25 protein-coding genes and 1 tRNA gene are annotated in these 24,507 nt (G+C 67.8%); 14 read left to right on the forward strand and 12 right to left on the reverse strand.

Annotated elements, in window-relative coordinates; all coding sequences use genetic code 11:
* Positions 1-7: 7 nt before the first annotated feature.
* The 10 genes from trbE (at position 8) to AAC067_RS06655 (ending at position 9,487) form a co-directional block, all read left to right on the forward strand.
* Positions 8-2,446 (forward strand): conjugal transfer protein TrbE, encoded by a 2,439-nt coding sequence (trbE, locus tag AAC067_RS06610; RefSeq protein WP_339930753.1) that lies wholly within the window; start codon positions 8-10, stop codon positions 2,444-2,446.
* Positions 2,397-3,143 (forward strand): conjugal transfer protein TrbJ, encoded by a 747-nt coding sequence (locus AAC067_RS06615; protein WP_339930755.1) that lies wholly within the window; start codon positions 2,397-2,399, stop codon positions 3,141-3,143. The genes trbE and AAC067_RS06615 overlap by 50 nt, the downstream gene beginning before the upstream one ends.
* 12 nt (positions 3,144-3,155) lie before the next feature.
* Positions 3,156-4,574: a P-type conjugative transfer protein TrbL gene (gene trbL, locus AAC067_RS06620; protein ID WP_339930757.1), complete on the forward strand. Its 1,419-nt coding sequence runs from the start codon at positions 3,156-3,158 to the stop codon at positions 4,572-4,574.
* A 1-nt stretch (position 4,575) separates the two neighbouring features.
* Entirely contained in the window at positions 4,576-5,259 is a 684-nt protein-coding gene (gene trbF / locus AAC067_RS06625; RefSeq protein ID WP_339930759.1) for a conjugal transfer protein TrbF, read from the forward strand.
* A 107-nt stretch (positions 5,260-5,366) separates the two neighbouring features.
* Positions 5,367-6,323, forward strand: a complete 957-nt coding sequence (locus AAC067_RS06630) for a TrbG/VirB9 family P-type conjugative transfer protein (RefSeq protein WP_339930761.1) — start codon at positions 5,367-5,369, stop codon at positions 6,321-6,323.
* Positions 6,320-7,480, forward strand: coding sequence for a TrbI/VirB10 family protein (locus AAC067_RS06635; protein WP_339930763.1), 1,161 nt, complete (start codon positions 6,320-6,322; stop codon positions 7,478-7,480). Before AAC067_RS06630 ends, AAC067_RS06635 begins: the two co-directional genes overlap by 4 nt.
* A complete protein-coding gene (locus AAC067_RS06640) occupies positions 7,477-7,989 on the forward strand; it encodes a S26 family signal peptidase (protein ID WP_339930765.1) in 513 nt (170 codons plus the stop codon). Before AAC067_RS06635 ends, AAC067_RS06640 begins: the two co-directional genes overlap by 4 nt.
* Entirely contained in the window at positions 7,983-8,594 is a 612-nt protein-coding gene (locus AAC067_RS06645) for a lytic transglycosylase domain-containing protein (protein WP_339930767.1), read from the forward strand. Before AAC067_RS06640 ends, AAC067_RS06645 begins: the two co-directional genes overlap by 7 nt.
* Entirely contained in the window at positions 8,591-8,872 is a 282-nt protein-coding gene (locus AAC067_RS06650) for a hypothetical protein (RefSeq protein ID WP_339930769.1), read from the forward strand. Before AAC067_RS06645 ends, AAC067_RS06650 begins: the two co-directional genes overlap by 4 nt.
* Positions 8,873-9,061: 189 nt before the next feature.
* Positions 9,062-9,487: an AlpA family phage regulatory protein gene (locus AAC067_RS06655; protein ID WP_339930771.1), complete on the forward strand. Its 426-nt coding sequence runs from the start codon at positions 9,062-9,064 to the stop codon at positions 9,485-9,487.
* Positions 9,488-9,545: 58 nt separating this feature from the next.
* Here AAC067_RS06655 and AAC067_RS06660 read toward each other — a convergent pair whose 3' ends face one another.
* From AAC067_RS06660 to AAC067_RS06685, 6 genes are all read right to left on the reverse strand, one after another.
* On the reverse strand, positions 9,546-11,039 hold the full coding sequence (locus AAC067_RS06660) for a Fic family protein (RefSeq protein WP_339930773.1): 1,494 nt from the start codon (positions 11,037-11,039) through the stop codon (positions 9,546-9,548).
* A gap of 158 nt (positions 11,040-11,197) precedes the next feature.
* The gene (gene merA / locus AAC067_RS06665) at positions 11,198-12,682 is read right to left on the reverse strand and encodes a mercury(II) reductase (RefSeq protein WP_339930775.1); all 1,485 of its coding nucleotides are present in this window, start codon (positions 12,680-12,682) and stop codon (positions 11,198-11,200) included.
* 67 nt (positions 12,683-12,749) lie between these two features.
* Positions 12,750-14,105, reverse strand: coding sequence for an NAD(P)/FAD-dependent oxidoreductase (locus tag AAC067_RS06670; protein WP_339930777.1), 1,356 nt, complete (start codon positions 14,103-14,105; stop codon positions 12,750-12,752).
* A gap of 68 nt (positions 14,106-14,173) precedes the next feature.
* Complete coding sequence (gene merF / locus AAC067_RS06675; RefSeq protein ID WP_339930779.1) at positions 14,174-14,416, reverse strand: mercury resistance system transport protein MerF; 243 nt, start codon at positions 14,414-14,416, stop codon at positions 14,174-14,176.
* Positions 14,417-14,581: 165 nt separating this feature from the next.
* On the reverse strand, positions 14,582-14,911 hold the full coding sequence (locus AAC067_RS06680; RefSeq protein ID WP_339913183.1) for a cation transporter: 330 nt from the start codon (positions 14,909-14,911) through the stop codon (positions 14,582-14,584).
* A gap of 12 nt (positions 14,912-14,923) precedes the next feature.
* Positions 14,924-15,319 (reverse strand): mercuric transporter MerT family protein, encoded by a 396-nt coding sequence (locus tag AAC067_RS06685; RefSeq protein WP_339930781.1) that lies wholly within the window; start codon positions 15,317-15,319, stop codon positions 14,924-14,926.
* Between the two features lie 76 nt (positions 15,320-15,395).
* On the opposite strand from AAC067_RS06685, the gene AAC067_RS06690 reads away from it, so the two are divergent.
* The gene (locus AAC067_RS06690; RefSeq protein ID WP_339930783.1) at positions 15,396-15,803 is read left to right on the forward strand and encodes a helix-turn-helix domain-containing protein; all 408 of its coding nucleotides are present in this window, start codon (positions 15,396-15,398) and stop codon (positions 15,801-15,803) included.
* Between the two features lie 641 nt (positions 15,804-16,444).
* On the opposite strand, the gene AAC067_RS06695 is transcribed toward AAC067_RS06690, so the two are convergent.
* The 5 genes from AAC067_RS06695 to AAC067_RS06715 all read right to left on the reverse strand — a co-directional run bounded on the left by AAC067_RS06695 (position 16,445) and on the right by AAC067_RS06715 (position 19,006).
* Entirely contained in the window at positions 16,445-16,633 is a 189-nt protein-coding gene (locus AAC067_RS06695) for a hypothetical protein (protein ID WP_339930785.1), read from the reverse strand.
* Positions 16,633-17,526, reverse strand: coding sequence for an endonuclease/exonuclease/phosphatase family protein (locus tag AAC067_RS06700; RefSeq protein WP_339930787.1), 894 nt, complete (start codon positions 17,524-17,526; stop codon positions 16,633-16,635). Before AAC067_RS06700 ends, AAC067_RS06695 begins: the two co-directional genes overlap by 1 nt.
* Positions 17,527-17,650: 124 nt before the next feature.
* Positions 17,651-17,878: a hypothetical protein gene (locus tag AAC067_RS06705; RefSeq protein WP_339930789.1), complete on the reverse strand. Its 228-nt coding sequence runs from the start codon at positions 17,876-17,878 to the stop codon at positions 17,651-17,653.
* A 272-nt stretch (positions 17,879-18,150) separates the two neighbouring features.
* Positions 18,151-18,225: transfer RNA gene (locus tag AAC067_RS06710), tRNA-Val, on the reverse strand.
* Between the two features lie 67 nt (positions 18,226-18,292).
* A complete protein-coding gene (locus AAC067_RS06715) occupies positions 18,293-19,006 on the reverse strand; it encodes an HAD-IA family hydrolase (RefSeq protein ID WP_339930791.1) in 714 nt (237 codons plus the stop codon).
* 67 nt (positions 19,007-19,073) lie between these two features.
* Here AAC067_RS06715 and glmU point away from each other — a divergent pair, with 67 nt between their 5' ends.
* Together glmU and rpiA are read left to right on the forward strand one after the other, a co-directional pair.
* Positions 19,074-20,429 carry a bifunctional UDP-N-acetylglucosamine diphosphorylase/glucosamine-1-phosphate N-acetyltransferase GlmU gene (gene glmU / locus AAC067_RS06720; protein WP_339930793.1) on the forward strand — a complete coding sequence of 452 codons (1,356 nt, stop codon included), beginning with the start codon at positions 19,074-19,076 and terminating at the stop codon, positions 20,427-20,429.
* A gap of 186 nt (positions 20,430-20,615) precedes the next feature.
* The gene (rpiA, locus tag AAC067_RS06725) at positions 20,616-21,302 is read left to right on the forward strand and encodes a ribose-5-phosphate isomerase RpiA (RefSeq protein ID WP_339930795.1); all 687 of its coding nucleotides are present in this window, start codon (positions 20,616-20,618) and stop codon (positions 21,300-21,302) included.
* Positions 21,303-21,315: 13 nt separating this feature from the next.
* Here the strand turns inward: rpiA and AAC067_RS06730 are convergent, their stop codons facing one another.
* Positions 21,316-22,272, reverse strand: a complete 957-nt coding sequence (locus tag AAC067_RS06730; protein WP_339930797.1) for a hypothetical protein — start codon at positions 22,270-22,272, stop codon at positions 21,316-21,318.
* A 160-nt stretch (positions 22,273-22,432) separates the two neighbouring features.
* On the opposite strand from AAC067_RS06730, the gene gor reads away from it, so the two are divergent.
* Positions 22,433-23,833 (forward strand): glutathione-disulfide reductase, encoded by a 1,401-nt coding sequence (gene gor / locus AAC067_RS06735; RefSeq protein ID WP_339930799.1) that lies wholly within the window; start codon positions 22,433-22,435, stop codon positions 23,831-23,833.
* The last annotated feature ends 674 nt before the right edge of the window (positions 23,834-24,507 follow it).

Consider the following 24,507-nt stretch of genomic DNA (forward strand, 5'->3'; position numbering starts at 1 on the left):
GGGCGCGATGCGGTTCCTCGACGAGCATCGCAGACGTCCGGCCGCCCTGGCCGATCATCTGCCCTGGGCCGCCCTGGTCGCGCCCGGCGTGGTCCTCAACAAGGACGGCTCGTTCATGGCGGGGTTCCGGTTTCGGGGACCCGATCTGGAATCCTCGACCGAGGACGAACTGATGGCGGTGCGGGCCCGGCTCAATAACGCGCTGAAACGGCTCGGGTCCGGCTGGTGCCTGCATATGGAGGCGCGCCGCCGTCCGGCCACGGCCTATCCGGAGAGCGCCTTTGAACTCGATGTCGCCTGGCTGCTGGATTCCGAACGCCGCATCCGCTTCGAGGATGCTGACCCGGCCTTCGAGACGGATTTTCGCCTGGCCCTGACCTGGCTGCCGCCGGCCGACGAGACCCGCCGAATGGAGCGATGGTTGTTCGACGGTCTGGCCAAGGGCGGCCACGACTGGCGTCTGTCATTGGCCACCTTCGGCCGCGAGGCGGATACGACGCTCGACCTGTTGGCCGACGCCCTGCCGGAGATCGCGCGGCTCGACGACGCGGACCTCCTGACCTGGCTGCACGACAGCGTCTCGCCCAAACCCTTCGCGGTGCGCCCCCCCGAGACGCCGATGTTCCTCGACGCCTGGCTCGCCGACGCCGGCCTGACCGGCGGGGTGGCGCCCCGGCTGGGCGACCGCTGGCTCAAGGTGGTCTCGGTGCGGGGCCTGCCGTCGATGACCCGGCCCGGGCTGCTCGACGCGCTCGGGGCCCTGCCGTTCGAATACCGCTGGACGGCGCGCTGGATCGGCTTGGACAAGCCCGAGGCCGAGCAGGAGATCGTCAAGCTGAGGAAGCGCTGGTTCGCCAAGCGCAAGGGCGTCGGCGTCCTGCTGCGTGAGGCCATCACCAAGGAGGAGGTGCCGCTCCTCGATACGGATGCGGCATCCAAGACGGAAGAATGCGACGGGGCCCTGGCCGCCCTGGGGGCCGAAAGCTGCGCCTTCGGCTACCTGACCGTGACCGTCACCGTGCTGGACGCCAGCGAGGTGGGGGCCGCGGCCAAGGCCAGAGCGATCGAGGCGGCGCTCAATGCCCAGGGGCTGGTGGCGCGGATCGAGGATCTCAATGCGGTCGAAGCCTGGCTAGGCTCGTTGCCCGGCGAACCCTATGCCGATGTGCGCCGGCCTCTGGTCTCGACCCTGAACCTGGCCGATCTGCTGCCGGTCTCCGCCGTCTGGGCGGGGCCGGCGGAGGACGCCAACCTGCAGGGGCCGCCGCTGGCGACCGCGCGCACGACCGGCGCGACGCCGTTCCGGCTGGTGCTACATGTGGGCGACGTCGGCCACGCCATGGTCGTGGGCCCGACCGGATCGGGCAAGAGCGCCCTGCTGTCCTTCCTGGCCCTGCAGTGGTTCCGTTATCCGCAGGCCAGGGTCGTGTTCTTCGACAAGGGCCGGTCGGCGCGGGCCGCGACGCTCGCGGCCGGAGGGCGATGGCAGGCGCTGGAGCCGGGAGCCAGGGTCTCGCTCCAGCCCCTGGCCGGAATCGACCGGGAGGACGAGCGAGCCTGGGCGTCGGAATGGATCGCCGAGACCGTGCGGCTGGCCGGGCTGGAGCCGGCTCCGAGAGTGCGGGAGGAGATCTGGCTGGCCTTGTCCGCCCTGTCCGAGGCGCCGGTATCGCAGCGGACGCTGACGGTGTTCTGCGCCCTGGTCCAGGACAAGGCAGTCGCCGCCGCCCTGGAGCCGCTGACCCTGAAGGGGCCACACGGCGCGCTGCTCGACGGGGAGGGGGAAGCCCTGACGCCGACCCGGTTCGACACCTTTGAACTGGAGAGTTTGATGGGGACGCCGTCGGCGGTGGCCCCGGTGCTCTCGGCCCTGTTTCATCATCTCGAACAGAGTTTCGACGGCCGGCCCACCCTGCTGGTGCTGGACGAGGCCTGGCTATTCCTGGGCGAGACCGCCTTCGCCGCCCGGATCCGGGAATGGCTCAAGACCCTGCGCAAGAAGCGGGTCTGCGTGGTCTTCGCCACCCAGAGTCTCGACGATGTGGCGGCTTCCCCGATCGCCGCCAGCCTGATCGAGAGCTGCCCGACCCAGGTCTTTCTACCCAATCCCCGCGCCCTCGAGCCGGCCTCCGCCGAGCTCTACCGCGGCTTTGGCCTGAACCGGCGCCAGCTGGAGCTGATCGCCTTCGCCACCCCCAAGCGGGCCTACTATTGGCGCCAGCCACGTGGGCGACGGCTGTTCGACCTGAGACTGACCGGCGTGGCGCTCGCCCTGTGCGGCTCGAGCGCGCCGGAAGACCAGACCTTGATCGACGACATTCTGGAGCGATCCGGATCTGACGACCACCGACCGGGCGGCTTCGTCCGTGAATTCCTCAAAGCCAAGGGAGTGCAAAATGTGGATTCCGTTCTCGACGCCTTCGCCGGCCCGCTCGCGGCCGAATAGGCTCGCCTCGATCCTGGGGACCGGCCTCGCGGCGGTCAGTCTGCTGGCCTCGTCGCCGGCCCCGGCCCAACAGGTCGTGTTCGACCCGCGCAATCACATCGAGAACGCGCTGCAGGCAGCGCGTCAGCTGGAGAGTCTGGCCAATGAGGCGCGCAGCCTGGCCGCCTCGCCCTACAGCCATCTAACCCAGTCGAGCCAGTCGCTCCAGGAGATGGCCGAGCTGGCGCGGACCGCCCGCGGAATCGCCGGTTCGGTCAGCGGCCTGGAGCAGCAATTCCGCAACCTCTATCCCGAGGACCTGTCGGGCTCCGACATGCTGGGCCTGCTGGAGCAGGGTCGGGCGAGGACGGCCAACGCCCGGCGCACGGCCGAGGATGTGGCCCGCACGGCCGCAGAGCTGGAGCGACTGGGGCAGGGGCGGTCGCAACGCCTCGCCGGTGCGCTGTCGGCCAGTCAGGCGGCGAGCGGCCAGACGGCGGCGGTGCAATCGTCCAACCAGCTTCTGGCGGTTCTCGCCGAGGACCTGGCGGCGCTGCGCACCATCATGCTGGCCCAGTCCCGACTGCTTGCCGAGGCCACGGCACGGGACGCGGCGGACCGGGCCTCCGGCGACGCCGCCCGACGCCAACGCTGGGGCCGTCAGGCCGGGACGCCGACGGCGCCGCGGTTCGATCCCCTGTCCCACGCCGGGGACTGAGGGAGGCTGGTGATGACCGTCGGAGTGGAAACGCCCAATGAGCTGATGGTGGTGTTCTCCAACACCATCTCGGCCGGGTTCGACGCCCTGCAGGGCTCGGTCAACGGGGTGTTCGGCCTGCTGATCGTCCTCGTCGTCGCCCTGACCGGCATTCAGTGGGCCCTGTCCCCGAACCGGGAGGTCCTGGCATCCGGCTTCGGCAAGGTGTTGCTGATCGGCGCCTTCGCCTGGCTGATCAACGACTGGCAGCAGCTGTCCGAGACCGTCTACGCCGGCTTTCTGGAGCTGGGGCTGACGGCCGGTGGCGGCTCGCTGAGCCGCGAGGAATTCCTCAACCCCGGGGCCATCTTGGCCCAGGGCTGGGAGATCGTGAAGGCGCTCGGCGAGACGCCGGCGCCCGTCGACAATCCCCTCGATATCGTCGGCAACATGGCCGACGCCCTGACCCTGGGCCTGGCCATGATCGGCATCATGCTGGCCTTCGCCGTGCTGGCGCTACAGATCATCGTCTCCCTGCTGGAGTTCAAGATCGTCACCCTGGGCGGCTTCGTGCTCCTGCCCTTCGGGATCTGGAACAAGTCCGCCTTCCTGGCCGAGCGACCGCTCGGCTATGTCGTCTCGTCCGGGCTGAAGGTGCTGGCCCTGGCCATCGTGGTCTCGGGCGCGCGGACGATCTTCGACCAGCTCCAGCCCTCGGCCAATCCCGACATCTACGAGGCCCTGACCATCCTGGTCGCGGCCATCCTGCTGGCCATGCTGGCCCTGTTCATCCCCAACCTGGCTTCGGCCCTGGTGACGGGCGGCCCGGCGCTGGGCGCGGGTGCGGCCTTGACCGGCGCCCTGGCCGTCGGCGGCGCGGGAGCCCTGGCAGGCGCGGGGATCGCCGGCGCCGGCGCCATGGCGGCCGGCGGCGCGGCCCGACTGGCCGGGCCGGCGCGCGCGGCGGCGGGCGCGAGTTCGGGACGACCGCCCCTGCCGCCGAACCCGCCGGGCCCCTCATCGACGCCACCGCCCTCGAACGACAATCCGTCGCCGTCGGGTCCTCGTCGTCCCTCGGGCGGAGCCACGACCCCGCCCGGGCCGTCAGGCGCCAGCGGCGTCAATGAGCCTGCCGCGGCTTGGCGGCCGCAGGCCGAGCCCACAGGCGGCGGGGCGGGTGAACCCGCGGCGGAGGCGACCCCGTGGTCCGGCGCGGAGGGACCATCCGGCGGCGGCGGGCGCTCGCCCGGAGCGATCGCGGCCGAGGCCCGGACCGCAAAAGCCGACTTTCATCGCGCCGCGTCCCGACCGGCCGCGCCCGCCGGAGCAAACCCGCCGGGACGGTCCGCGGCCCTACAGGCCTTTTTCGTCGCCAATGCCGGGCGCGGGCTGCTCCCGTCCGGCGAGACCAGCGGCGTCCTGTCTCCCAACCTGAAGACCGAGGAATCCTGAGATGCACCCCTTTTTCCGGCCCAGACGGGCCCTGGCCTCCGCGCCTGACCAGACCCCCTACCAGCGGGCTGGCCAGGTCTGGGACGACCGCATGGGCCTGTCCCTGGCCCATGCCCGCAACTGGCGGCGTATCGCCCTGGCCAATCTGGTTCTGGCCGGCTTCCTCGGCGCCGGCTGGTGGGTGCAGGCGGACCGGGCGGTGGTGAAGCCCTTCGTGGTCGAGGTCTCCGATTGGGGCGAGACCCAACGCATCACCGCCATCGGCGGGCGCTACGAGCCCAACGAGGCCCAGGTCGGTCATGCGCTCGCGGGATGGGTCCGCGACGTCCGTTCCAAGTCGATCGACCCCATCGTCATCCGCCAGAACTGGCTCCGGGCCTATGACCTGATGACGCCCAGGGCGGCGGCCTTCCTGAACGCCTGGGCCCAGGCCCATGATCCGTTCGCCGAGGTCGGGCGAGAGGCGGTCAATGTCGAGATCCTGAACGTGGTGCGTCGCACGGACCGGACGTTCGACCTGCAGTGGCGCGAGACCCGTTTCGTCAACGGCCAGTCGGCGGGGAGCGAACGCTGGCGGGCCCTGATCACCACGACCGTCCAGCCGCCCCGAACGGAGGCCGAGCTGATGAAGAACCCCCTTGGACTGAAAATCGAGGATGTATCATGGACCCCCGACGCCTCCTGATCCTGACTGCTCTCGGCCTGTCGCTGTCAGGCTGCGCGGTTTTCCGCCACGACCCGGCGCCCGCGGCGCCCTGGGCGGGCCAAACGGCCGCCACTGTTCCCATGGAGGTGTCGACATCGATATCGACGTCGACATCGACCGACAGTGCCGAACCGGTCGTCGAGGGCCCGCATGCGCCCCCGCCGACGGAACAATCCTATGAGGCGGCGCCGGCTCGCGCGACGACCGTCACGTCGTCGGTGCCGCCGCGGGCCGGGGACACACCGACCGCAGACGCGCCGGCCGGCGCAACCGGGCGGCGGGCCATCGCCGCGGCCAATGCGACGGCGCGGGCCCCGTCGCGGGAGGACGCCTTCGTCGGCGGGGTCCAGGTCTTCACCTGGTCGCCGGGCCGGGTGTTCGAGGTATGGACCGCCCCGCTTCGGGTGACCACCCTGACCCTGGCCCCGGGCGAAACCCTGGTGGCCAAGGCGGCGGGCGACACTGTGCGCTGGCAGATCGGCGAGGCGGTGTCCGGCGAAGGTGCGGGCCAGAGGACCCATGTGCTGCTCAAACCGCTGGAACGGGGGCTGGAGACAAACCTCGTCCTGACGACGAACAGACGGATTTATCTCATTGATCTGAAAAGCGGCGGGGTCGACGCCTTCAACGCCGCCGTGGCCTGGGACGCGGATTCTGTCCTGGCTGTTGGCGCGCCGGTGGACGCCGGTGCGGCTGCGCCGGGGGCTGCGCCGGCGGCTGTCCGCGAGCCTGTCGTGATGCCCCAGGGGGAACTCGATGCCCGTTACCGGATCGAGCCCCGGGGCCGGCATCCTCGCTGGACCCCGACCTCGGTGTTCAATGACGGCCGGCGGACCTTCATCACCTTCGACGCGGACCTCCAGGTCGACGAGGCACCGGTCCTGTTCGTCATCGCCCCGGACGGGGAGGCCCAGATGGTCAACTACCGGCAGGTGGGCGGCCTTTACGTCGTCGACCGGGTGTTCGACCGGGCCGAACTGCGCCTGGGCGACCGGCGGCCCCAGGTCGTCCGTATCCGTCGTCTTACAGGAGCCCGGTCATGACCGATGTCGATCCCCTTCAGTCTCCCCGACAGCCTGTCCCGCCCAAGGAGCCGGCACCGGGCCTGACCGCCCGGGCGGCACCGCCTCATGCCGTTCGCCTGCGCAAGTCCGTGGTCCAGGTTCTGGTCATCGGCGGCGCCGTCCTGGTCTCCGGCTCCCTGGCCTGGGCCTTTGTGGTCCAGCCGGAGCTGCGCGATAGCGCCCGGGCACGGCAGGCCGAAGCGCGCGAGGAGCAGACGCGCGGCGTCGTCCGGCCCACCGAAGCGGTCACCGACCAACCGGCCAGTTACGATCGTCTGCCGGAACCGCGCATCGCGGACCGGCAGACGGAACCGGCCGGTGCGGACAGCCCGGCCGCGCCGACCGCAGGGGTCTATCAGCACGCCTATCGGCCTGCGGAGGCTCCGCGCGATCGAGGACCCAGCCCGCGGGAACAGGCGGCGCGCTCCGGCCTGTTCTTCGCGGATACCGGTTCCCGGCCAACCAGCCCAGGGGTGGAGCGGGCCTCCGGCAGGGCCGGACCGTCCGCCGTCAGTCCGGATCATGAGGCGATGTACAATGGCCATGCGCTGGTGTCGCCGCTGTCGCCGTTCGAGCTGAAGGCCGGGGCCATCGTCCCCGCGGCGCTTCTGACGGCCGTAGACACCTCACGCGCGGGGCCGGTGATCGCGACGGTCACCCAGAATGTCTATGACTCCGTGAGCGGTCGCCATCTGCTGTTGCCGCAGGGCACGCGGCTGATCGGGTCGTCGGAGGGACGGAGCGCCTATGGCGACCGCCGGGCCTTCCTGACCTGGGAACGGCTGATCCTGCCCAATGGCAAGAGTCTGATCCTGACCAGCGAGCCGGGCGTGGACGCGCAGGGCGCGGTCGGCGTCCGCGGCCAGGTGGATCGCCGCCTCTGGCCCCTGCTTGTGGGGACGCTGTTCGCCGGCGCCATCACCACCCTGGGACAGATCGCCCGGGATGACGACGGCGGTGGATCCGGTGGCCTGTTGGGCGACGCCGGGGACGCGGCGGCGATCGAGGGGTCCCAGGTTGGCGGGCGACTGGTGGACCGCGAACTGGAGGTGCGGCCTTCGATCCGGCTCCGGGCCGGGGCGCCGGTCCGGGTCATGATCACCCGGGACCTGATCCTGGAGCCCTATCGGCCATGACCGCCTCCCGGATCCACGGCAAGCACTGGATCGCGCCGGGGTTGGCGTTGGCCGCCCTGGCCGGCCTGGCTCTGGTGGCGGATCAAACGCCATCGCCGGTGCTGATCAATGAAAGCGCCAGTCTGCCGCGCGGCATCTACGTCCGCCTGCCCGGGGCCAGTCCCGCGCGTGATGCGGTCGTCGCCGTCCCGCAGCCGTCAGCCGTCCGGGCCTATTTGGGAGAGCTCGGCATGCCCGGCGACCTGCTGCTGATCAAACGGGTTGCCGCAATCGGCGGCGACACCGTCTGCCGGCGGGACGACCAGCTGGTCACGCCTGGGCGCACACTGGTCGTGCAGGACCGGGACCGGCGCGGGGCCGCCCTGCCGGTCTGGCGCGGCTGCCGTCGGCTTGGCGAGGAAGAACTGTTTCTGCTGGGCGACACGCCGTCGAGCTTCGACAGCCGCTATTTTGGTCCGGTCGCTCGCTCCCGGGTGACCGGCGTCTATCGGGAGATACTGACATGGTGAGAAGGATCTGGATCGCGACGGCCGCCCTGGTGATCGCAGCCCCGGCCTCGGCTACGGCCCAGCAGGTGGACTGGGCCGGGGCCGGAGGAAGTCTGTTCGGGACGCCGGCGGTTGAGCCGGCCGTCACGGACGCCTTGGACAGTCTGGAGGTTCCCCGGCTGGCGGTTCTGGACCAACCCTTTCGGGACGCCATCGAGGCCGCCGCCCTGGCGCACGGTCTGGATCCCAAGCTGCTTCACGCCCTGGTGATCACGGAAAGTGGCTACAGGGTGGATGCGCGCTCCCCCGTCGGGGCGGGCGGCCTGACCCAGCTGATGCCGGACACAGCCCGGGAGCTGGGCGTGGTCGACCGGTTCGACCCCGTCGAAAACCTCAGGGGAGGGGCCGACTATCTGGCGCGACAGATCCTGCGCTTCGGCGATCTGAGGCTGGCGCTGGCGGCGTACAACGCCGGCCCTGCGCGCGTGGCTCGGCTCGGCCGTGTTCCGGATATAGCCGAGACCCGGTCGTATGTGGCGACTGTCGTTGACTGTTACCTGGCGCTGACCGCAGGCCAGGGCGTCGTCAGCGCCCGGCAATGCCGCCCTCGCGGAGCCGGTCAATGATCGGGGAGGCGGAGGATGCGGTGGAGATCGTTCCAGCGATCGACGAGCTGTTGCTGACGCGGGCGGAGGCCTCGGCCTTCCTGGTCTCGTTCGGGATTCGACTGAAACCGGCCACCCTGGCGCGGCTGTGGTCCACGGGCGGCAATGGTCCCCCGTGCCGCCACATCCGGTCCAGGCCCTTCTATCCGCAAGACCTGTTGCGGGATTGGGCCCAGTCGCAGATTTCGGACATCCGCACCGCCGCACCGCCTGCGGCGAGGGGACGACGTCGTGGCTGACCGGTTGAGCCGGGATGCCGCGGTGGCCCCGACGATTGAGGCTCTGTTGGCGGACCCCGCCGCCAGTTTCGCGGTCAAGGCGGTGGCCCGGCGATGGGCGAGGCGCGATTGCGTCGATGCCGCGGTCGACGCCCGAACGCTTTGCACCGTCTTCGAAGCGGTTGCTGACCAGATGTTTGGAGGCGTGTCATGACGTTTGAACCCGAAGGCGAACCGATCGAGACGGGCGGGCCGGAGGACCGGCTGTTGCCGTGGGATCGGGTCCGGGACGTCACCGGCCTCAGCCGGTCGACCGCATGGCGCCTGCAGCAGGTCGGGGATTTTCCCGAACCCGTGCGCATCTCCCCCAACCGGGTGGGCTGGTGGGAAAGCGAGCTGACGGCGTGGAAGGCGACCCGGACGGTCCGGGGCCTGCCGCATCCCAAGCCGTTGGCCCGACCCCGGGAGCCGAAGTTGATCCAGACCACGCGGTCGCCGCGCCGCAAGTCCGACAAGGAGACGGTCGTCGCGACAGGCGCGGTCTCGCCGGCGCCTGCAGGGCCCGCCGCGCCGGCGGTGCCGCCCCGACGGCGGAAGCGACCGGCATCCGCCGATCAGATTGATTTCGGTTTCTAGCGTCGCATGGCCAGGTGCGACGGCGCGGAGCCAGGCCGGGTAGGTCGACAATCCCCGTCTAGAAGGTCTGGGGAAGGCGTAGTCTTATGCCGCGTTCGTCGGCCTCGGCCGGGTCCATGAAGGCGTTGCAGCTGTCCAGGACGCCTTGCGTTGCACTGATATCGGTCCAGGGGACCGCCGCCACCCATTTCTGCGCGAAATCCAGGCTGCGGATCAGGGTGTTTGGATTGTCGCTGTTTGAAAGCACTTTCAGTCCTGTCAGGTAGTTGCTGCGGAAGATGGTCGGAATGATGATGCGCTCTTCGTCGGCGGCGACGAGTTCGGCGTTCATCATGATCCGGCCGATCCGGCCATTCCCGTCAGTGAAGGGGTGAACCTCTGACACCAGGAACATCATGTAGACGGCCCGGGCGAAGGGTGTTTCCAGACTGTGATAGAGTTCAAGCCCGCGCGTCAGCGTGCCTTCGACGTGAGCAGGGTCCACGAAAGTCGTCTGTCCGGCCCGATTGGCCTCCTGCTTGAAGGCCCCCGGATTCTTGTCCGGCCGGCCGGCCATAAGCGCGGCATGCCGACGTTTGAGAATATCGAAGAACTCGGGAGCGTCGCGCGGCGTCCTGGCCATTTCGACAGGATCTGAAACCAGCCTCCAGGTGCCGAGGATGTCGTGAGCGTCGGAAGGACGGTCACGGGGGATGACGTTGCGAAACACGATGTCGGCGGCTTCGCTGACCTCGAACTCCGTGCCTTCGATGAAGTTGGAAAAATAGGCCTCAAAAAAGGACAGGCTTGACCGTCCTTCCGCCGGACGTTCGGCGGCGGGGCGGATGACGGGCGCCGTTGCTCTCAGTTCCCGATGCAGAAGTTCGAAACGCGCGAGCCGTTCAGGATCGAAGGGAAAGCCGGAACGGCGCGCCTGGGCTCCGTCCGTGACCAGGGGCTCATCGCGTGTGCCGAGAAGGGCCCCAATCAGTCTTTCCAGGGTTTCGCACTCCACTTCGCGCCCGATCATGGGCGCGATCCGGCGCGCCTCGTCCCTGAGCCTGTTGGCCGCTTCATCGCCCCCGCGACGAATGAGGGTGTCGAGATGGGTTTCGATCTCACTGCGCGTCAGGGTGCGCGGTACGTCTCCACCGCGCCGACGGGAGGGGGCCATGTTGTCGAGATAGGCCCTCGCCGTCGAGGAGAGGAAGAGATTACCGACGAACGGAAGGTCCGTGGGCTGAGGGGGCGCCCCCCGGCGGGTTCGGATCGTCACGCCCGGCAGTTCGATGTCGCGTTTGCGATCGGAAACGACGAAGACCGAGCCATCGGCCGCCGGCTTGTTCTCGATCGCGGTTCGGTCGGCGATCAGCGCGCCCGGGATATAGGCACCGACAAGCGTCCATAGATGCCGCCCGACAATTTGCTCGGGCGGGTCCACGAGATTGCGGGTATACAGCTTGGACCCGATCTGCCGGAGCTCGCCCTGGCTGACCGCGCGCGACACTGCGGTCGCCGTCTCACTGGTGGAGACGAAGATTTCCGGAAAGTCTTGCACGGGGGATTTGGGCATTAATCGGCTCCTCCGTCCCTGTTTAGCAAGAAAATGGGACTTAGGCGCGCAATTTTGAAAGCTTTCGGGGTTTAAGCTCTGTGTCTTGGCGAGAGCGAGCAGGTCTGCGGGCTCTCGGCGGTCCCTGCCATTGACTCAGCCGGTGGCCACGGCTGGCTTCACCCCGCACAGCAGGAGAGCTTCGAGACATCCATGTCGAAGGTTTGGGCCGCCAGTTTCAGGCCTTCGACCGTGGTCAGATAGGGGAAGATCGTCGCCCCCAGCTCGGTGGCCGTCATGCCGTGTTTGATCGCCAGCACCATCGTCTGGATCGCGTCCGCGCCTTCGGGGGCCATGATCTGCCCGCCGAGAAGGCGGTCCGTCGCCTTGTCCGCGACCAGTTTGATCAGCCCGCGCGTGTCGCGCGCCGCCAGTGCCCGCGGCACCTGATCGAGCGGGAGCAGGGACGTCTTGATGTCCATCCCCTGCGCCCTTGCCGCCGTTTCGGTCAGACCGACGCTCGCGACCTGCGGATCGGTGAACACCACAGCCGGCATGGTGCTGTTGTCGTAGCGATGGTCATTGCCGCCGACAGCATTGCGCGCCGCCAGCTTCGCGCCATAGGCCGCCATATATACAAACTGGTCACGCCCGGTGACGTCCCCGGCCGCGTAGACGCCAGCCACGGTGGTCTCGAGATAGTCGTCGATGACAATGCCGCCGTTGCGCGAAAGCTCGATGCCCTGTGCCTCCAGTCCCATGCCGTCACTGTTCGGCTGGCGGCCCGTCGCGATCAGCACCTGCTCCGCGGCGATGACCTCGACCGCCGCATCGCCGTCGCGCGCCGCGCCCTTGCCGGCCGGACGGTCGCAGGTGAGTTCGATCCCGTGGTCGGTTTGCACAATCCGCTGGTAGCCGACCCCGGTGCACACCCTGATGCCCTCCGCCTTCAGATAGGTCTGCAAGGCGGCGCTGAACTCCGGGTCCATGTCGGGCAACAGGCGGCTGCGGCAACAGATCGTGACCGCCACGCCAAGCCGGGCGAACATCTGTCCCAGTTCAACACCGATCACCCCACCGCCGATCACCAGCAACGACCGGGGCAACCGTTCAAGCGCCAGCGCGGACGTGCTGGATAGCCAGGGCACGTCTTCCAACCCCGGAATGGGCGGAACGGCGGCGCGCGCGCCCATCGCCAGAATGATCTTGCCCACCGGCATCGGCGCATCGTCGACGAGCAGCTTGCCGTCGACAAAGCGCGCCCGGCCTTCGACATAGGTCACGCTGGGATAGGCCGGCAGCAGGTCGACATATTTCTTCTGCCGCAGCCCCGCGACCAGCTCATCCTTCGAGGCCGCAAGCGCAGCCCAGTCTTCCAGCTTGAGGCTGCCCCCCAGACCGGGAAACCGACGGGAAGCCTGGCCGGCATGAACCGCTTCAGCGGCGCGGATCAGCGTCTTGGACGGGACGCAGCCGACGTTGACGCAGGTGCCGCCGATCGTCCCATGGCCGACCAGCGCCACCCTGGCACCCAAATCGGCTGCGGTGATCGCAGCGGAGAAACCCGCCGACCCCGCGCCGATGACGGCGACATCGAAACCCCTATGGCCGGAGTCTTCCGCAGCACCCGAACAGCAGTCGAGGTCCTTTACGGGCTTGTTCATCGTGCAGTCCGTTCTGTTGGGTGGGTCGGTGGTGTCATGGGTTCAGCCGACGCGCGCGTGAGCGGCGTCAGACCATCGATCCGATGTCCGAGGCGAAGCTGGGGTAGGCAAAAATCATGGCCTTGATCTGGTTGGCGGTGAGCCCCGCGCCCATGGCCATGGCGAACAGATTGATCTGTTCCTCGGCCCCCGGCCCGATCAGATGCGCGCCGAGGATCAAGCCGGTTTTCTGTTCCACCAGTACCTTGAATCCGCTCGTGGTCGCCCCGACCCGCATCGACGAATACCAGCCGGAGGTCTTCTCGAAATGCGTATCGAACTCCAGACCCTTTTCCGTCGCCGCCGTCTCGGACAGCCCCACGGTCGCGACCGGCGGCAGGGTGAAGACCACGCTGGGTATCGGCGGGTAGGACACGAGCCGTGCGTCCTTCCCGGCCAGAAGATTCTTGCCCGCGATCCGCCCTTCATAGGCCGAGACCGGGGTCAGGTTCAGCCCGCTGTCGGCACAATCCCCGGCGGCGAAGATGGTGGGGTTGGTGGTGCGCATGGCGGCGTCGACCTTGATGCCGCGCTTGCCGGCTTCGACCCCGGCAGCAGGCAGGTTCAGAGAGTCGATGTTAGGGACGCGGCCGGTCGCATGAACCACCAGATCGCAGGTCAGCACCTGGATGCCGGACGGCGTTTCATAGGACACGGCAAACGCGCCGCCCTGCTTTTCGACCTTCAGGACTTTCGCCTCGGTCTGCACCTCGATACCCAGTTCGGTCGAGGCCTCCACCAGCATCGCCACCAGATCGGCGTCGAACGGTCCGAGCGGCCGCCCGGCCATTTCCAGAACCGTGACGGCGCTGGCTCCGGCGCGTTGGGCGATATGGGCGAACTCCATGGCGATGAACCCGCCACCGACAAAGGTGATCCTGTCGGGGCGCTCGGACAATTCCAGAAATTCCGTGCTGGTCGTCAGCAGGTCCTCGCCGGGAATGTTCAGCGTCATCGGCCGTGCGCCGGTGGCGATGTGGAAATGCTTCGCGCGCAGGGTCTCGCCGTTCAGCGTGATCGTATCGCGCCCGGTAAACCGCGCTTCGCCATGCAGCGCCGTGATCCCGGCCTTGCGGAAGCCCGCTTCGATGCGCGACGGCATGGTGTCGGTGAAGGTGCGCTTGAACGCCATCATCTCGGGCCAACTGACCGAGGGTCGCGCCTCCAGGCCCTTGCCGGCCATGTTGTGGGCCCAGTCCACGCCTTCGGTGACGGCGATCAACATCTTCTTGGGGTCGCAGCCTCGCAGCGCACAGGTGCCGCCATAGGGCAGGCTGTCGACGCTGGCGACCTTCCACCCCGCTGCCGCCGTCTTCCGGGCGACGCCGTTGCCGCCGGTCCCGGCCCCGATCACGATCAGGTCGTAGTCATATGTGTCGGTCATGTCAGTCTTCTCCGTTACGAGGGGGGGCTGCAGCCTCTGACGATCGGCGCGGCCCGGTGGGCCGTCGATCAGGCGGTCTTCATCCGCCGCCGACGCCGCCAGACGGCATAGACCGTCAGCGCGACGAACACGGCCAGCGCGGGCAGCAGCACAACATCGAGCCAGCCCGTCAGGGCGGAAAACCCGACGACGCCCAGCAGCACCACCAGCACCGGGGTAAAGCAGCACAGCGCCACAATGACGGTGCCGATCACACCCATCCGCAGCAACAGGCTGTCGGTCCCGTCCGTCTTCTCGACCTTGTCAGCCATGATGCCGTTTTCTTCCGTTTTGATCCTGACGAAGCGCAGCCTTCCCCGGCTGCAGCTCGAGGTCGGGATGCACGCGATGCCAGCGCGCTGGCGGCCTGGTCCCACCCCCTCCGGGGGGGGCGGGAGATGCGACGCGGGTGAAGGCCGTCTTGCTGCCTGCGGTGCCTAGTTTTGTACGACGCGGGCGGGATAGCCGGCATTGGTCGAGGCGGCCGCGATCTGCGCGGCCGTGGCGCGCGCCGGATCATAGGTGGCGCGGGCCGTCTTTGCGGCGAAGTCCACCTGCACCGCGCTGACGCCCGGCACGCCTTCCATCGCCCTGCGCACCGTGATCGGACAGGTGGCGCAGGTCATGTGCTCAATAGCAAAAGTGGTCTGCTGCTGGGCAGCGGCGGTCGCCGCCGGGCGGTTCTGTGCCGGTCCATCAAACGCGACGGCGGCACCGACGCCGGCCACGGCCACAACGGCCAGGCCGATCAAGAATGTCTTCTTCATGGGTCTTTCCTCTCAGTAAAAATACGGAGCCCACCAGTTGAGCGTGAGCGCGATGATGACGACGGCCAGGCCGAGCCAGAGGGCAATTTTCGTGGTCCGCGCCGATTGCGGGCGGGCGCAGTAGGACCCGTCCTCGCAGGGCGGCTTCGGCTTGAAATAGACGTGCCAGAACCCGTAGCCGAGCAGGGCCAGGGTGGCGGCGGCGACATAGGGTTTGTACGGCTCAAGCGCTGTCAGGTTGGCGATCCACGCCCCTGAAATGCCAAGCATGACCAGCACCAGCGGAACGATGCAGCAGGCCGACGCCAGCACCGCGCCGATCAGCGCGCCGCCCGCGATCCATCGGCCCTGCTTCGCGCCCTCGTCCGGCGTTGATGCCGGTGGCTCCGGCTCCGGTGCTGAAGACATCGATAAGTTCTCTCCATTTCTTTCTGACTGATTTCAGCGTAATCCCTGTAGTTGCTACAGACACAAGGGCTTTTTTATGGTGCTTCAGACGGGCTTGTTGCGGGCCCAATTGGCGAAGCTGACCGGGTGCAACCTCGAAACCATCCGCTATTACGAGACGGTCGGATTGCTGCCGCCGCCGCCGCGGGCAGCCAACGGCTACCGGGTCTATTCGCCGGATCTGACGCAGCGGCTGCGGTTCATCCTGCGGGCGCGGGATATCGGCTTCTCGATGGAGGAGACCCGCTCGCTGTTGGCTCTGACGGACTCCGGGACCCAGACCTGCGCCGAGGTCAAACACAAGACCGAGGTGCATCTGGAGGATGTGCGCGCCAAGATTGCCGATCTGCGGCGGATGGAACGGATCCTCGCCAACGCCGCCGCCCGGTGCTCGGGCGGGGAAGTGCCGGAATGTCCGGTCCTGGAGGCGCTTGCGGCGGGTTGAGCGTGTGCGACTGAAAGGGCTCTCGGCCCAACCAGTGGGACGGAACCATCATACACGGTCGTAGATGCCCACGCGGAAGCGCAGGATCCCCACGGCCGGACCGCTCGGCCGCGCCGACCACCCGGGTTGGCTTGTCCGCATGGCATGTCCAGATCCGGCTCACTAAGGGAGCCCGACGGACATAGGGGCTGGTTAGGAGAGCGCTACGGACATTTCCTTCCCAGCTGGCTCCCTGGCGAGATCGCCTTCCGACGGTTTCAGGCAAGGTCACCGGTCTGCGCTCCCATGGAGGAACCGGTCGTCCATTTTCGTAATGTCACCCGAATTCCGCCAACGGGTGAGCGCCGCCTGTTCGGAGGAGACACCGGACATTGCCGTCATGACCTGGACGCGCGTCCAGCCCTTCTGTGAGAGCCAGCGCCACTTCCGGCTGAAGATGCCGAAATGGGCCCTGAACATCGAGACGCTCAACGAAACGCCGGCTCCCAACTGACTGGCCGACGCTCCGGCACGATCACAGCGCTCTGACGCCGATCTGATCGGGGCTGCCTTGACCGGAGCTCTGACGCGCCGCTGTCCCTCGATTAGATCGCGTCCGGAGAAGGTGAGGTGACGGCCGGGCCGGACGCTCGCGACGCGGTCTAGATTGACCCCATGGCGCTGCAGGTCGCCAGCCCGGTCAGGACCATGACCACCAGCAGCGCTCCGATCAACACCGTTTCCTTGAGGTCGGGTCCATGCGCCCATTCCTCGCGGGGCTTTCCATCATTGCGTGACCACGCCGTTCGCAACCGGGACCACCCTCGCTGCAAGGGACCCGGATCGACCATCAGCGAAGGCTCAGGGTGGCCGAAATCGCGCAATGATCGCTCAGAGCCTGGCCACCGAACGTCCGTTCCTCAAAGCTACTCAGGTTGGCGGTTGCCCGCCGATCAAGGACGATGAAGTCGATAAAGTCCCGGTAGCGAGGATTGCATCCTGCGGACTCGTCGCCCGACGCAAGGGCGAGGTCCGAGTTCGGCGGAGATGAATCGTCCCATTCGGCCCAGACGGCGTCATTGGCCATGCCCATGCGCCGGTTGAAATCCCCCAGCACTGCGAAACGCACCCCCTCCACGGCTCTGTCATCGATCCAGCGTTCCATGGCCGGAACCTGCTCGAACAGGACCGGACAGGCGTCGTTCCGGTCTCCGGACGAACACCCCGACTTCAGATGTACCGAAAGCACCCGGATAGGCGCACCGCCCCGGGGCCGAACCATAAGGTCGACGCCTGAGCGAAGGTCGGGATTGCCCACCTGAATGTTGGTGACGTCGGGATGTCGTTCGAATGCCAGACCGTTGCGAACCGCGAACCCGGTGCGCTGGGCATTGATCGTCAGCCCGTCGCGTCCTCGACACGCTCCGCCGCGATCCGTGCCGATCCGGTCCTCCATCACGACGGTATAGATCGCAGGGTTGAACACCCGTTCTGCGGCGGCTTTCGTCTCGACCTCCTGAATGGCAATGACGTCGGCGCCGAGGTCGTCCACATAGGCCCGCATCGCCGCATAATCGGCGTCGGTGCGAGGGCGGCATCCGGAGTTATTCCGCTCCGCGAGATGCTCCATATTCCAACTGGCCAGCTTGATGACCGGACCGGAATGGGGGCTGTTGCTCGAGCCGGTCGCCGTGCAGGCGGCGGCAAACAGCGCCAGGGCGACGAAGATGGTTGCGGGCTTCATGCGGCGAATAGAGCAGAAGGCGTTGGCGATGCCTATCGCCCGCCACAGCCATACCCCCGACACCGGTTTGGGTGATGCTGAACGGCCCCCCTTTGGGTGCGGCGCCCAAGGGCGTGGCGTTCCCTTACGAGATGACGCCGTCCGCGTCGGAGACGCCGGCGAGTTCGTTAAAGCGAGCGCGCGCCCTGGCTTCGTCGTAGAGAATTTCGCTCTGACGCGGCGGTGCGACCACATAGTACATCGTCACGGGAGCCAGTTCCCGGCGCTCGCGGCGCCACAGGGCGAACCCCTCGCGGCCTTCCAGGCGCGTCCAAGCTCCAGCATCGTTGGGGTGGTCCGGAATGGACGCCATCGGGTTTCCTTAAAGTGAGCGATCGCGACGGATCCGGAGAGGTCGGGCCTACCCCGATGAAACGCCCTGCAAAAAGCTGGCGCGGCGGTGAGGTCGAATCAGGCCGCAAACAGGCCCGCATCAACGCATTTCAGGGGATGTTGTCACGTCCCGCGCAAGGATCTTACGCATCGACTGCCCCACTACTGCCCCACAAACGCGAATATTCACGAAAAACCCTCCGTGGACGGAGGGAGCGGGTCTGGTAAGTTGCTGTTTTTAAATGGTAAAAATGGTGGATGCGACAGGGATTGAACCTGTGACCCCCTCGGTGTGAACGAGGTGCTCTCCCGCTGAGCTACGCATCCATCAATCGGGCCCCGTCAGGACGGGGGAGGCGGCGACATAGCCCGGGCGTCCCGTGCTGGCAAGATGTCAGATGCTCCGGCGCGCGCGAACCTCGGCGATCAGCCCGTCGATGGCGGCCTCGACCTGATCGAAATGATCGACCAGCACGTCCCCGCCCAGATCCTTGGCCGGGATGGGGGTATAGCCGAAGCTGACGACCACGCTGGGCACGCCCGCGCTTTTCGCCGCCTGCACGTCGGGCGCGCCGTCACCGACCATGATGGCCCGCGCCGGGTCCCCGCCCGACATCGACACCGCCTCGCGGATGTGGGCCCCGTCGGGCTTGCGCGCCGAGACAAGGTCGGGGCCGCAGATGACGGCGAAATGATGCGTCATATCCAGCGCTTCGATCAGGGCGACCGACAAGTCGGTGCGTTTGTTGGTGGCCACACACAGGATCGCGCCGCGCGCCGCCAGCCGCTCCAGCGTCGCGATCACCCCGTCGTAGGGGCGGCTGAAGTCGGCGATGTGCTCGATATAGTCGGCGAGAAATTCCTCAAGCAGCGCCTGCGCCTCGCTCTCGCGCCACGGCGCGCCCGCTTCCTGAAAGCCATGACGCAGCAGGGCCAGCGCCCCGTGCCCGACCAGATGCTGGGCCGCCTCGACCGGCATCTGCGGGATATCGCGCGCCGCCAGCATGCGGTTCAGGGTGCCGATCAGGTCCGGCGCGGTCTCGACCAGGGTGCCGTCCAGATCGAAGGCGATGGTCCAGCCGGTCAGGTCGCGCGCCGGATCGTTCATGCCGCCATCTCCCGTTCGTCCGCCCGATGGGCTAGACCCGGCTGACGACTAACGACCGGACCGATTCATGACCAGAGCACACCGGCCCCGGGCCGCCATCATCCTCGCCGCCGGCCAGGGCACGCGCATGAAGTCGCCCCTGCCCAAGGTGCTGCACCCGGTCGGGGGCCGGGCCATGCTGGATCACGCCATCGACGCGGCCGAGGCGCTGGGCTGCGAGCGGATCGTGGTGGTGGTCGGTGACCATTCCCCGTCGGTGCGCGCCCATGTGGTCGAACGGCTGGGCGAGGCGGCCATCGCCGTTCAGGACCCGCCGATCGGCACCGGCCATGCGGTGCGCGCGGCCGAGGCGGCGCTCAAGGACTTCACCGGCGATGTCGTCGTTACCTATGGCGACGTGCCCCTGCTGACCGCCGCCGATATCGAACCGGTGTTCAGCGGCGAGAACTGTGTCACCGTGATCGGCTTCGAAGCCCGCGACCCCGGGGCCTATGGCCGTCTGGTCATGGAGGGCGAGACTCTGGCCGCCATCACCGAGGCGAAAGAAGCCTCGGCCGAGGTGCTGGCCCTGACCCTGTGCAACTCCGGCGTCATGGCCGCCCCCGCCGCCCTGCTGTTCGCCCTGCTGGCCGAGGTCCGCAACGACAATGCCAAGGGCGAATACTATCTGACCGATGTGGTCGAACTGGCCCGCAAGCGTGGGGCCGCGACCCGGGTGGTCCATGCGCCCGAGGACGCGGTCATGGGCGTCAACGCCCAGGCCGAGCTGGCCACGGCCGAGGCCCTGTTCCAGTCGGTGCAGCGCGACAATTTCCTCGCCGCCGGGGTGACGATGAGCGCGCCCGACACCGTGCATTTCTCGTACGACACGGAAATCGGTGGCGGCACCACGATCGAGCCTTACGTCGTGTTCGGCCCGGGAGCGAAAATCGCCGGCGGGGCCCGCATCCGCGCCTTCAGCCATATCGAGGGGGCGACCGTCGCCGCCGGGGCCGAGGTCGGTCCCTATGCCCGGCTGCGCCCCGGCGCGGATCTGGGCGAGGGGGCCAAGGTCGGCAATTTCGTCGAGGTCAAGAATGTGACGATGGGGCCCGGGGCCAAGGCCAATCACCTGGCCTATCTGGGCGACGGCGACGTCGGGGCCGGGGCCAATATCGGGGCCGGCACCATCTTCTGTAACTACGACGGCTTCTTCAAACACCGCACCATGGTGGGCGAGGGGGCCTTCATCGGCTCCAACAGTGCCCTTGTCGCCCCGGTAACCATCGGGGCCGGGGCCATGGTCGGCTCGGGCTCGGTCATCACGAAGAACGTCGACGCCGGTGATCTGGCGCTGGGCCGGGGCGAACAGACGGCCAAGCCGGGCTGGGCTCGCCGGTTCATGGACTCCATGCGGGCCAAGAAGGCGGGGATGAGGAAATGAGCGGCCCTTCTTCTCCCTTCCCCCTTGATGGGGGAAGGGCCGGGGATGGGGGTGACAGTCTGTCCGGTCGGATACCGCCGCGGAAATCCGCGCGGTCCCGCGACCGTACCCACATGTCCAACACCTTCACCCCCATCCCAACCCTTCCCCCATCGAGGGGGAAGGGCTCTGTTTGCGAGCCGAACCATGTCCGCTGACACCCAGAAGAAATCTGCCGGTGAAGCCGCCGCCGCCCATGTCGAGCCCGGCATGGTCGTCGGCCTCGGCACCGGTTCCACCGCCGCCTGGTTCGTCAAGGCGCTGGCTGCGCGCAAGCTGGGCGGACTGCGCTGCGTGCCGACGTCCGAGGCCACCGCCGATCTGGCGCGCGAGCTGGGCCTGCCCCTGTCGACGCTGGAAGACACGCCGCGCCTCGACCTGACCGTCGACGGGGCCGATGAGGTCGGGCCGGGTCTGGCCCTGATCAAGGGTGGCGGCGCGGCCCTGCTGCGCGAGAAACTGGTGTGGGAGGCCTCGAGCCGTTGCCTGGTCATCGCCGACGCGGCCAAGGTGGTGAAGACGCTGGGCAAGTTCGCCCTGCCGATCGAGGTGGTCGCCTTTGGTCACAAGACCACGGCCAACCGTATCGCCGACGTCCTCGCCGACCACGACATCGCCATGCCGGCCCGCCTGCGTCAGGCCGAGCGCGGCGTCGTCCGCACCGACGGCGGCAATGTCATCTATGACGCCGCCTGCGGGGCCATCCACGACCCGGCCCGTCTGGCCTCGGACCTGAAGCTGATCACCGGCGTGGTCGAGCACGGCCTGTTCCTCGACCTCGCCGATCTGGCCATCATCGGCGGCGACGGCGGGGTGGAGACGCTGACGCCTTGACTCGCTTGCGGGGTCAGTCCGGTGCGTTGGCGCTCTCACGCGCCTGTATGCGGCGGATCGAGTCAGAGAGCTCAGGGAGACCGGAGCCGATGTTCCGCGTGCGGTGGGCCCGGTACAGGCCGCGGAGATAGGTCTGGTCCCACTCGGTCAGGCCGTCCACCGAGGCCGGGCTTTCGAACACATTCAGAACCGACTGAAAGCCGTGGGTGTCCGCTTCAGGGTCGATCTGCGCCAGGGTGACCATGGCGAGATAGTCCGCGAGTTGCTGGACGGTGACGCCGCGGGCCTGTTCTAGATCCACGATGATCACGGTGCGGATCAGGCTGTCGACAATCGGACTGCTCAGACGCGTGCTGGTGGGCAGCCGGACCTTCGGTCCGAAATCCGCCCCCCCGGTGCAGGACCCGCCACATTCGGACGGAAGCCGGATGGCGGCCGCGCCGGTCTGACTGTCGATCGGCATGCTGATCTGCCACCAGCGCACGGGCCGGTCCGAGCTGGCGAAGGCGTTCAGGGCGGCGCGGCCCTGGTCCATGCCCGAGCCACCCATGATCAGGGCGTTCAGCCGCTCGTTGACCAGTTCCTCGGCCACACGGTCCGGAGCGTCCGAGGCAATGACGATGACATTGGCTTCGCAGCCGGGTTCGCCCGGAGTCAGGCCGATGTCCAGGGCGACAGCCGACATCCGGTCGACGATATACTGGGCCGCCGCGCCGCGCAGGTTCGCGACCCCGATGCAGACATCCTTCTCCCAGCGGGCGATGCCCCGGTTGCGGTTGGGGGCCGCGACCTCATTCACAAACTCGCGGACCGTGTCGCCCCGCGGGCGGGCTATAATCTCGACGTCCCCGATGGTGACCGTCGCGCCGTCTTCCGGCTGCTGCCGGGTAGCGTCGGCCGGAGGCGCGGCGGCGGGCACGGACTGGGGCAGCGAGGACCCGAGCAGGGCGGCAACAACGAATGCGAGCATGTTCGGTAACCTCAGGGTTGTCGGCGATGCTATTCACCGCGCCGTCTGACCGTCAATCGATATTTGCCGGGCGACCGGGACGGGGGCGAAGGTGCGATTGATGGTAGCGGGAACGGCGAGGAAACCCCAAGTTCCTGATCCGGAACCCGCAGGAGACACCATGGCTGACTATGACTACGACCTCTTCGTCATCGGTGCCGGTTCCGGCGGCGTCCGCGCCGCGCGGCTGACCGCCCTGGGCGGCAAGAAGGTGGCCGTCGCCGAGGAGCATCGGGTCGGCGGCACCTGTGTGATCCGCGGCTGCGTGCCCAAGAAATTCATGGTCATGGCGTCGGAGGTCAGCCACGCGCTGGAAATCGCCGAGGGCTATGGCTGGACCATCGACAAGGCGACCTTCGACTGGCCTAAATTCCTCCAGACCAAGGATGTCGAGATCGCCCGGTTGTCGGGCATCTATGTCGCCAACCTCGGTAAGGCCGGGGTCGATCTGGTCCATGGCCGCGCCGTGCTCAAGGACGCCCACACCGTCGCCATTCTCGGCAAGGGCGAGGGCGGAGAGGATCTGATCGTCACCGCCGAACGCATCCTGGTCGCCACCGGTGGACGGCCGTGGAAGCCCGCCGACCTGCCGGGCATCGACCACGCCATCACCTCGGAAGAGGCCTTCCACCTGCCGGTGCTGCCCAAACGTATCCTGATCGCCGGCGGCGGCTATATCGCGGTCGAGTTCGCCGGCATCTTCGCCGGGCTCGGGGTCGAGACGACCCTGATCTATCGCGGCCCCAACATATTGCGCGGCTTCGACGATGACGTGCGCTCGCACCTGGCGGGCGAGATCGAGAAGCGCGGCATCAAGGTCGTCCTGGGCTGCCAGCACACGGCGATCGAGGAGACCGCCACTGGCCTGCTCAACAAATTCGAGGACGGCCATGAGATCGAGACCGATGTGGTGATGTTCGCCACCGGCCGGGTGCCGCACGTCACCGATCTGGGACTGGCGACCGCCGGGGTCGAGCTCAATGACAGGGGCGCGATCAAGGTCGATGAATACTCGAAGACCTCGGCCGACAACATCTGGGCCGTCGGCGACGTCACCGACCGGATCAATCTGACGCCGGTGGCCATCCGTGAGGCCGTGGCCTTCCATGAGACCGTTTTCCTCGACAATCCGCAGGGCTTTGACCACGACAACATCGCCAGCGCCGTGTTCAGCCAGCCCCCGGTCGGCGTGGTCGGCCTGACCGAGCACGATGCCCGCCAGACCCTTGATGGCGAGATCGACGTCTATGTGTCGCGTTTCCGCCCGATGAAATACGCCTTCACCGGCTCGGACGAACGGGTGCTGATGAAACTGGTGGTCGAGGCAAAAACCCAGAAGGTCGTCGGCGTCCACATCGTCGGTCCCGAGGCCCCCGAGATGATCCAGCTCGCCGCCATCGCCGTAAAGGCCGGCCTGACCAAGGCCCAGTGGGACGCCACCTGCGCCGTCCACCCCACCATGGCCGAGGAGCTGGTGATGATGAAGGACAAACAGACTCCCGCCAGCGTGGCGGTGGGCTAGGGGGAACAAGCCTTGGCTCATCCCAACGCCAGGGTACCAAAAATTCCGCTCATCCCCGCGAAGGCGGGGACCCAGGATTTCTAGCCCCTCTCCCGGGGGAGAGGGGTTGGGGAGAGGGGTTACGGTGTCACCCGCATCGCACCGTAACCCCTCTCCCTTTCGCGCCAGAACCCTCGCTTGCGCTCGGGTGCGGCTCAAGCCCTCTCCCGCCGGGAGAGGGGAACAGTGCGCGGTGTTGGCGAAAAATCCCCCTATCGGCGCTCCCCAAACCCCAACCCGATCAACCCCCTGACCTTTTCCACCCTCCAATCTTCCAGCCCCACCTCCGACCTGCCCCATAATCCCACCGTCCCGTCGCAAGGAAGGGCCGCCTGGCCTGCGACCTGGTGTGCGGCGGGAGTGGAGAAGCGGGGTCAGGGGCGGGGGGATACCTGTCCGGTCCGGGGATTCTGTCGCAAGCAGGACCCGCCCGTCAGGGGCACTGCGGTAAGGCGATAAGACCGCCACCCGACGCAAGCTCCTGAAAACTCGCCACGCGGAGCGTCAGCCTTCGTCGAAACGGTAATAATCTACTTTTTCCGGGCGAAGGCCCGGCGCTCCGCCCGCCCTTCCATACCGCCGCCGGTCCGGCGCGCGGCGTTAGGTCACGCCTGAATCTGCGCCCGGGCCAACGG

The sequence above is a fragment of the uncultured Brevundimonas sp. genome, from assembly GCF_963977465.1.
GTDB lineage: Bacteria > Pseudomonadota > Alphaproteobacteria > Caulobacterales > Caulobacteraceae > Brevundimonas.

Bases quoted from the DNA above. Each gene is read 5' to 3' on its own strand.
- trbE (WP_339930753.1), top strand. From the start codon at position 8: ATGCGGTTCCTCGACGAGCATCGCAGACGTCCGGCCGCCCTGGCCGAT.
- AAC067_RS06615 (WP_339930755.1), top strand. From the start codon at position 2,397: ATGTGGATTCCGTTCTCGACGCCTTCGCCGGCCCGCTCGCGGCCGAAT.
- trbL (WP_339930757.1), top strand. From the start codon at position 3,156: ATGACCGTCGGAGTGGAAACGCCCAATGAGCTGATGGTGGTGTTCTCC.
- trbF (WP_339930759.1), top strand. From the start codon at position 4,576: ATGCACCCCTTTTTCCGGCCCAGACGGGCCCTGGCCTCCGCGCCTGAC.
- AAC067_RS06635 (WP_339930763.1), top strand. From the start codon at position 6,320: ATGACCGATGTCGATCCCCTTCAGTCTCCCCGACAGCCTGTCCCGCCC.
- AAC067_RS06640 (WP_339930765.1), top strand. From the start codon at position 7,477: ATGACCGCCTCCCGGATCCACGGCAAGCACTGGATCGCGCCGGGGTTG.
- AAC067_RS06645 (WP_339930767.1), top strand. From the start codon at position 7,983: ATGGTGAGAAGGATCTGGATCGCGACGGCCGCCCTGGTGATCGCAGCC.
- AAC067_RS06650 (WP_339930769.1), top strand. From the start codon at position 8,591: ATGATCGGGGAGGCGGAGGATGCGGTGGAGATCGTTCCAGCGATCGAC.
- AAC067_RS06655 (WP_339930771.1), top strand. From the start codon at position 9,062: ATGACGTTTGAACCCGAAGGCGAACCGATCGAGACGGGCGGGCCGGAG.
- AAC067_RS06660 (WP_339930773.1), bottom strand. From the start codon at position 11,039: ATGCCCAAATCCCCCGTGCAAGACTTTCCGGAAATCTTCGTCTCCACC.
- merA (WP_339930775.1), bottom strand. From the start codon at position 12,682: ATGAACAAGCCCGTAAAGGACCTCGACTGCTGTTCGGGTGCTGCGGAA.
- AAC067_RS06670 (WP_339930777.1), bottom strand. From the start codon at position 14,105: ATGACCGACACATATGACTACGACCTGATCGTGATCGGGGCCGGGACC.
- merF (WP_339930779.1), bottom strand. From the start codon at position 14,416: ATGGCTGACAAGGTCGAGAAGACGGACGGGACCGACAGCCTGTTGCTG.
- AAC067_RS06680 (WP_339913183.1), bottom strand. From the start codon at position 14,911: ATGAAGAAGACATTCTTGATCGGCCTGGCCGTTGTGGCCGTGGCCGGC.
- AAC067_RS06685 (WP_339930781.1), bottom strand. From the start codon at position 15,319: ATGTCTTCAGCACCGGAGCCGGAGCCACCGGCATCAACGCCGGACGAG.
- AAC067_RS06690 (WP_339930783.1), top strand. From the start codon at position 15,396: ATGGTGCTTCAGACGGGCTTGTTGCGGGCCCAATTGGCGAAGCTGACC.
- AAC067_RS06695 (WP_339930785.1), bottom strand. From the start codon at position 16,633: ATGGTCGATCCGGGTCCCTTGCAGCGAGGGTGGTCCCGGTTGCGAACG.
- AAC067_RS06700 (WP_339930787.1), bottom strand. From the start codon at position 17,526: ATGAAGCCCGCAACCATCTTCGTCGCCCTGGCGCTGTTTGCCGCCGCC.
- AAC067_RS06705 (WP_339930789.1), bottom strand. From the start codon at position 17,878: ATGGCGTCCATTCCGGACCACCCCAACGATGCTGGAGCTTGGACGCGC.
- AAC067_RS06715 (WP_339930791.1), bottom strand. From the start codon at position 19,006: ATGAACGATCCGGCGCGCGACCTGACCGGCTGGACCATCGCCTTCGAT.
- glmU (WP_339930793.1), top strand. From the start codon at position 19,074: ATGACCAGAGCACACCGGCCCCGGGCCGCCATCATCCTCGCCGCCGGC.
- rpiA (WP_339930795.1), top strand. From the start codon at position 20,616: ATGTCCGCTGACACCCAGAAGAAATCTGCCGGTGAAGCCGCCGCCGCC.
- AAC067_RS06730 (WP_339930797.1), bottom strand. From the start codon at position 22,272: ATGCTCGCATTCGTTGTTGCCGCCCTGCTCGGGTCCTCGCTGCCCCAG.
- gor (WP_339930799.1), top strand. From the start codon at position 22,433: ATGGCTGACTATGACTACGACCTCTTCGTCATCGGTGCCGGTTCCGGC.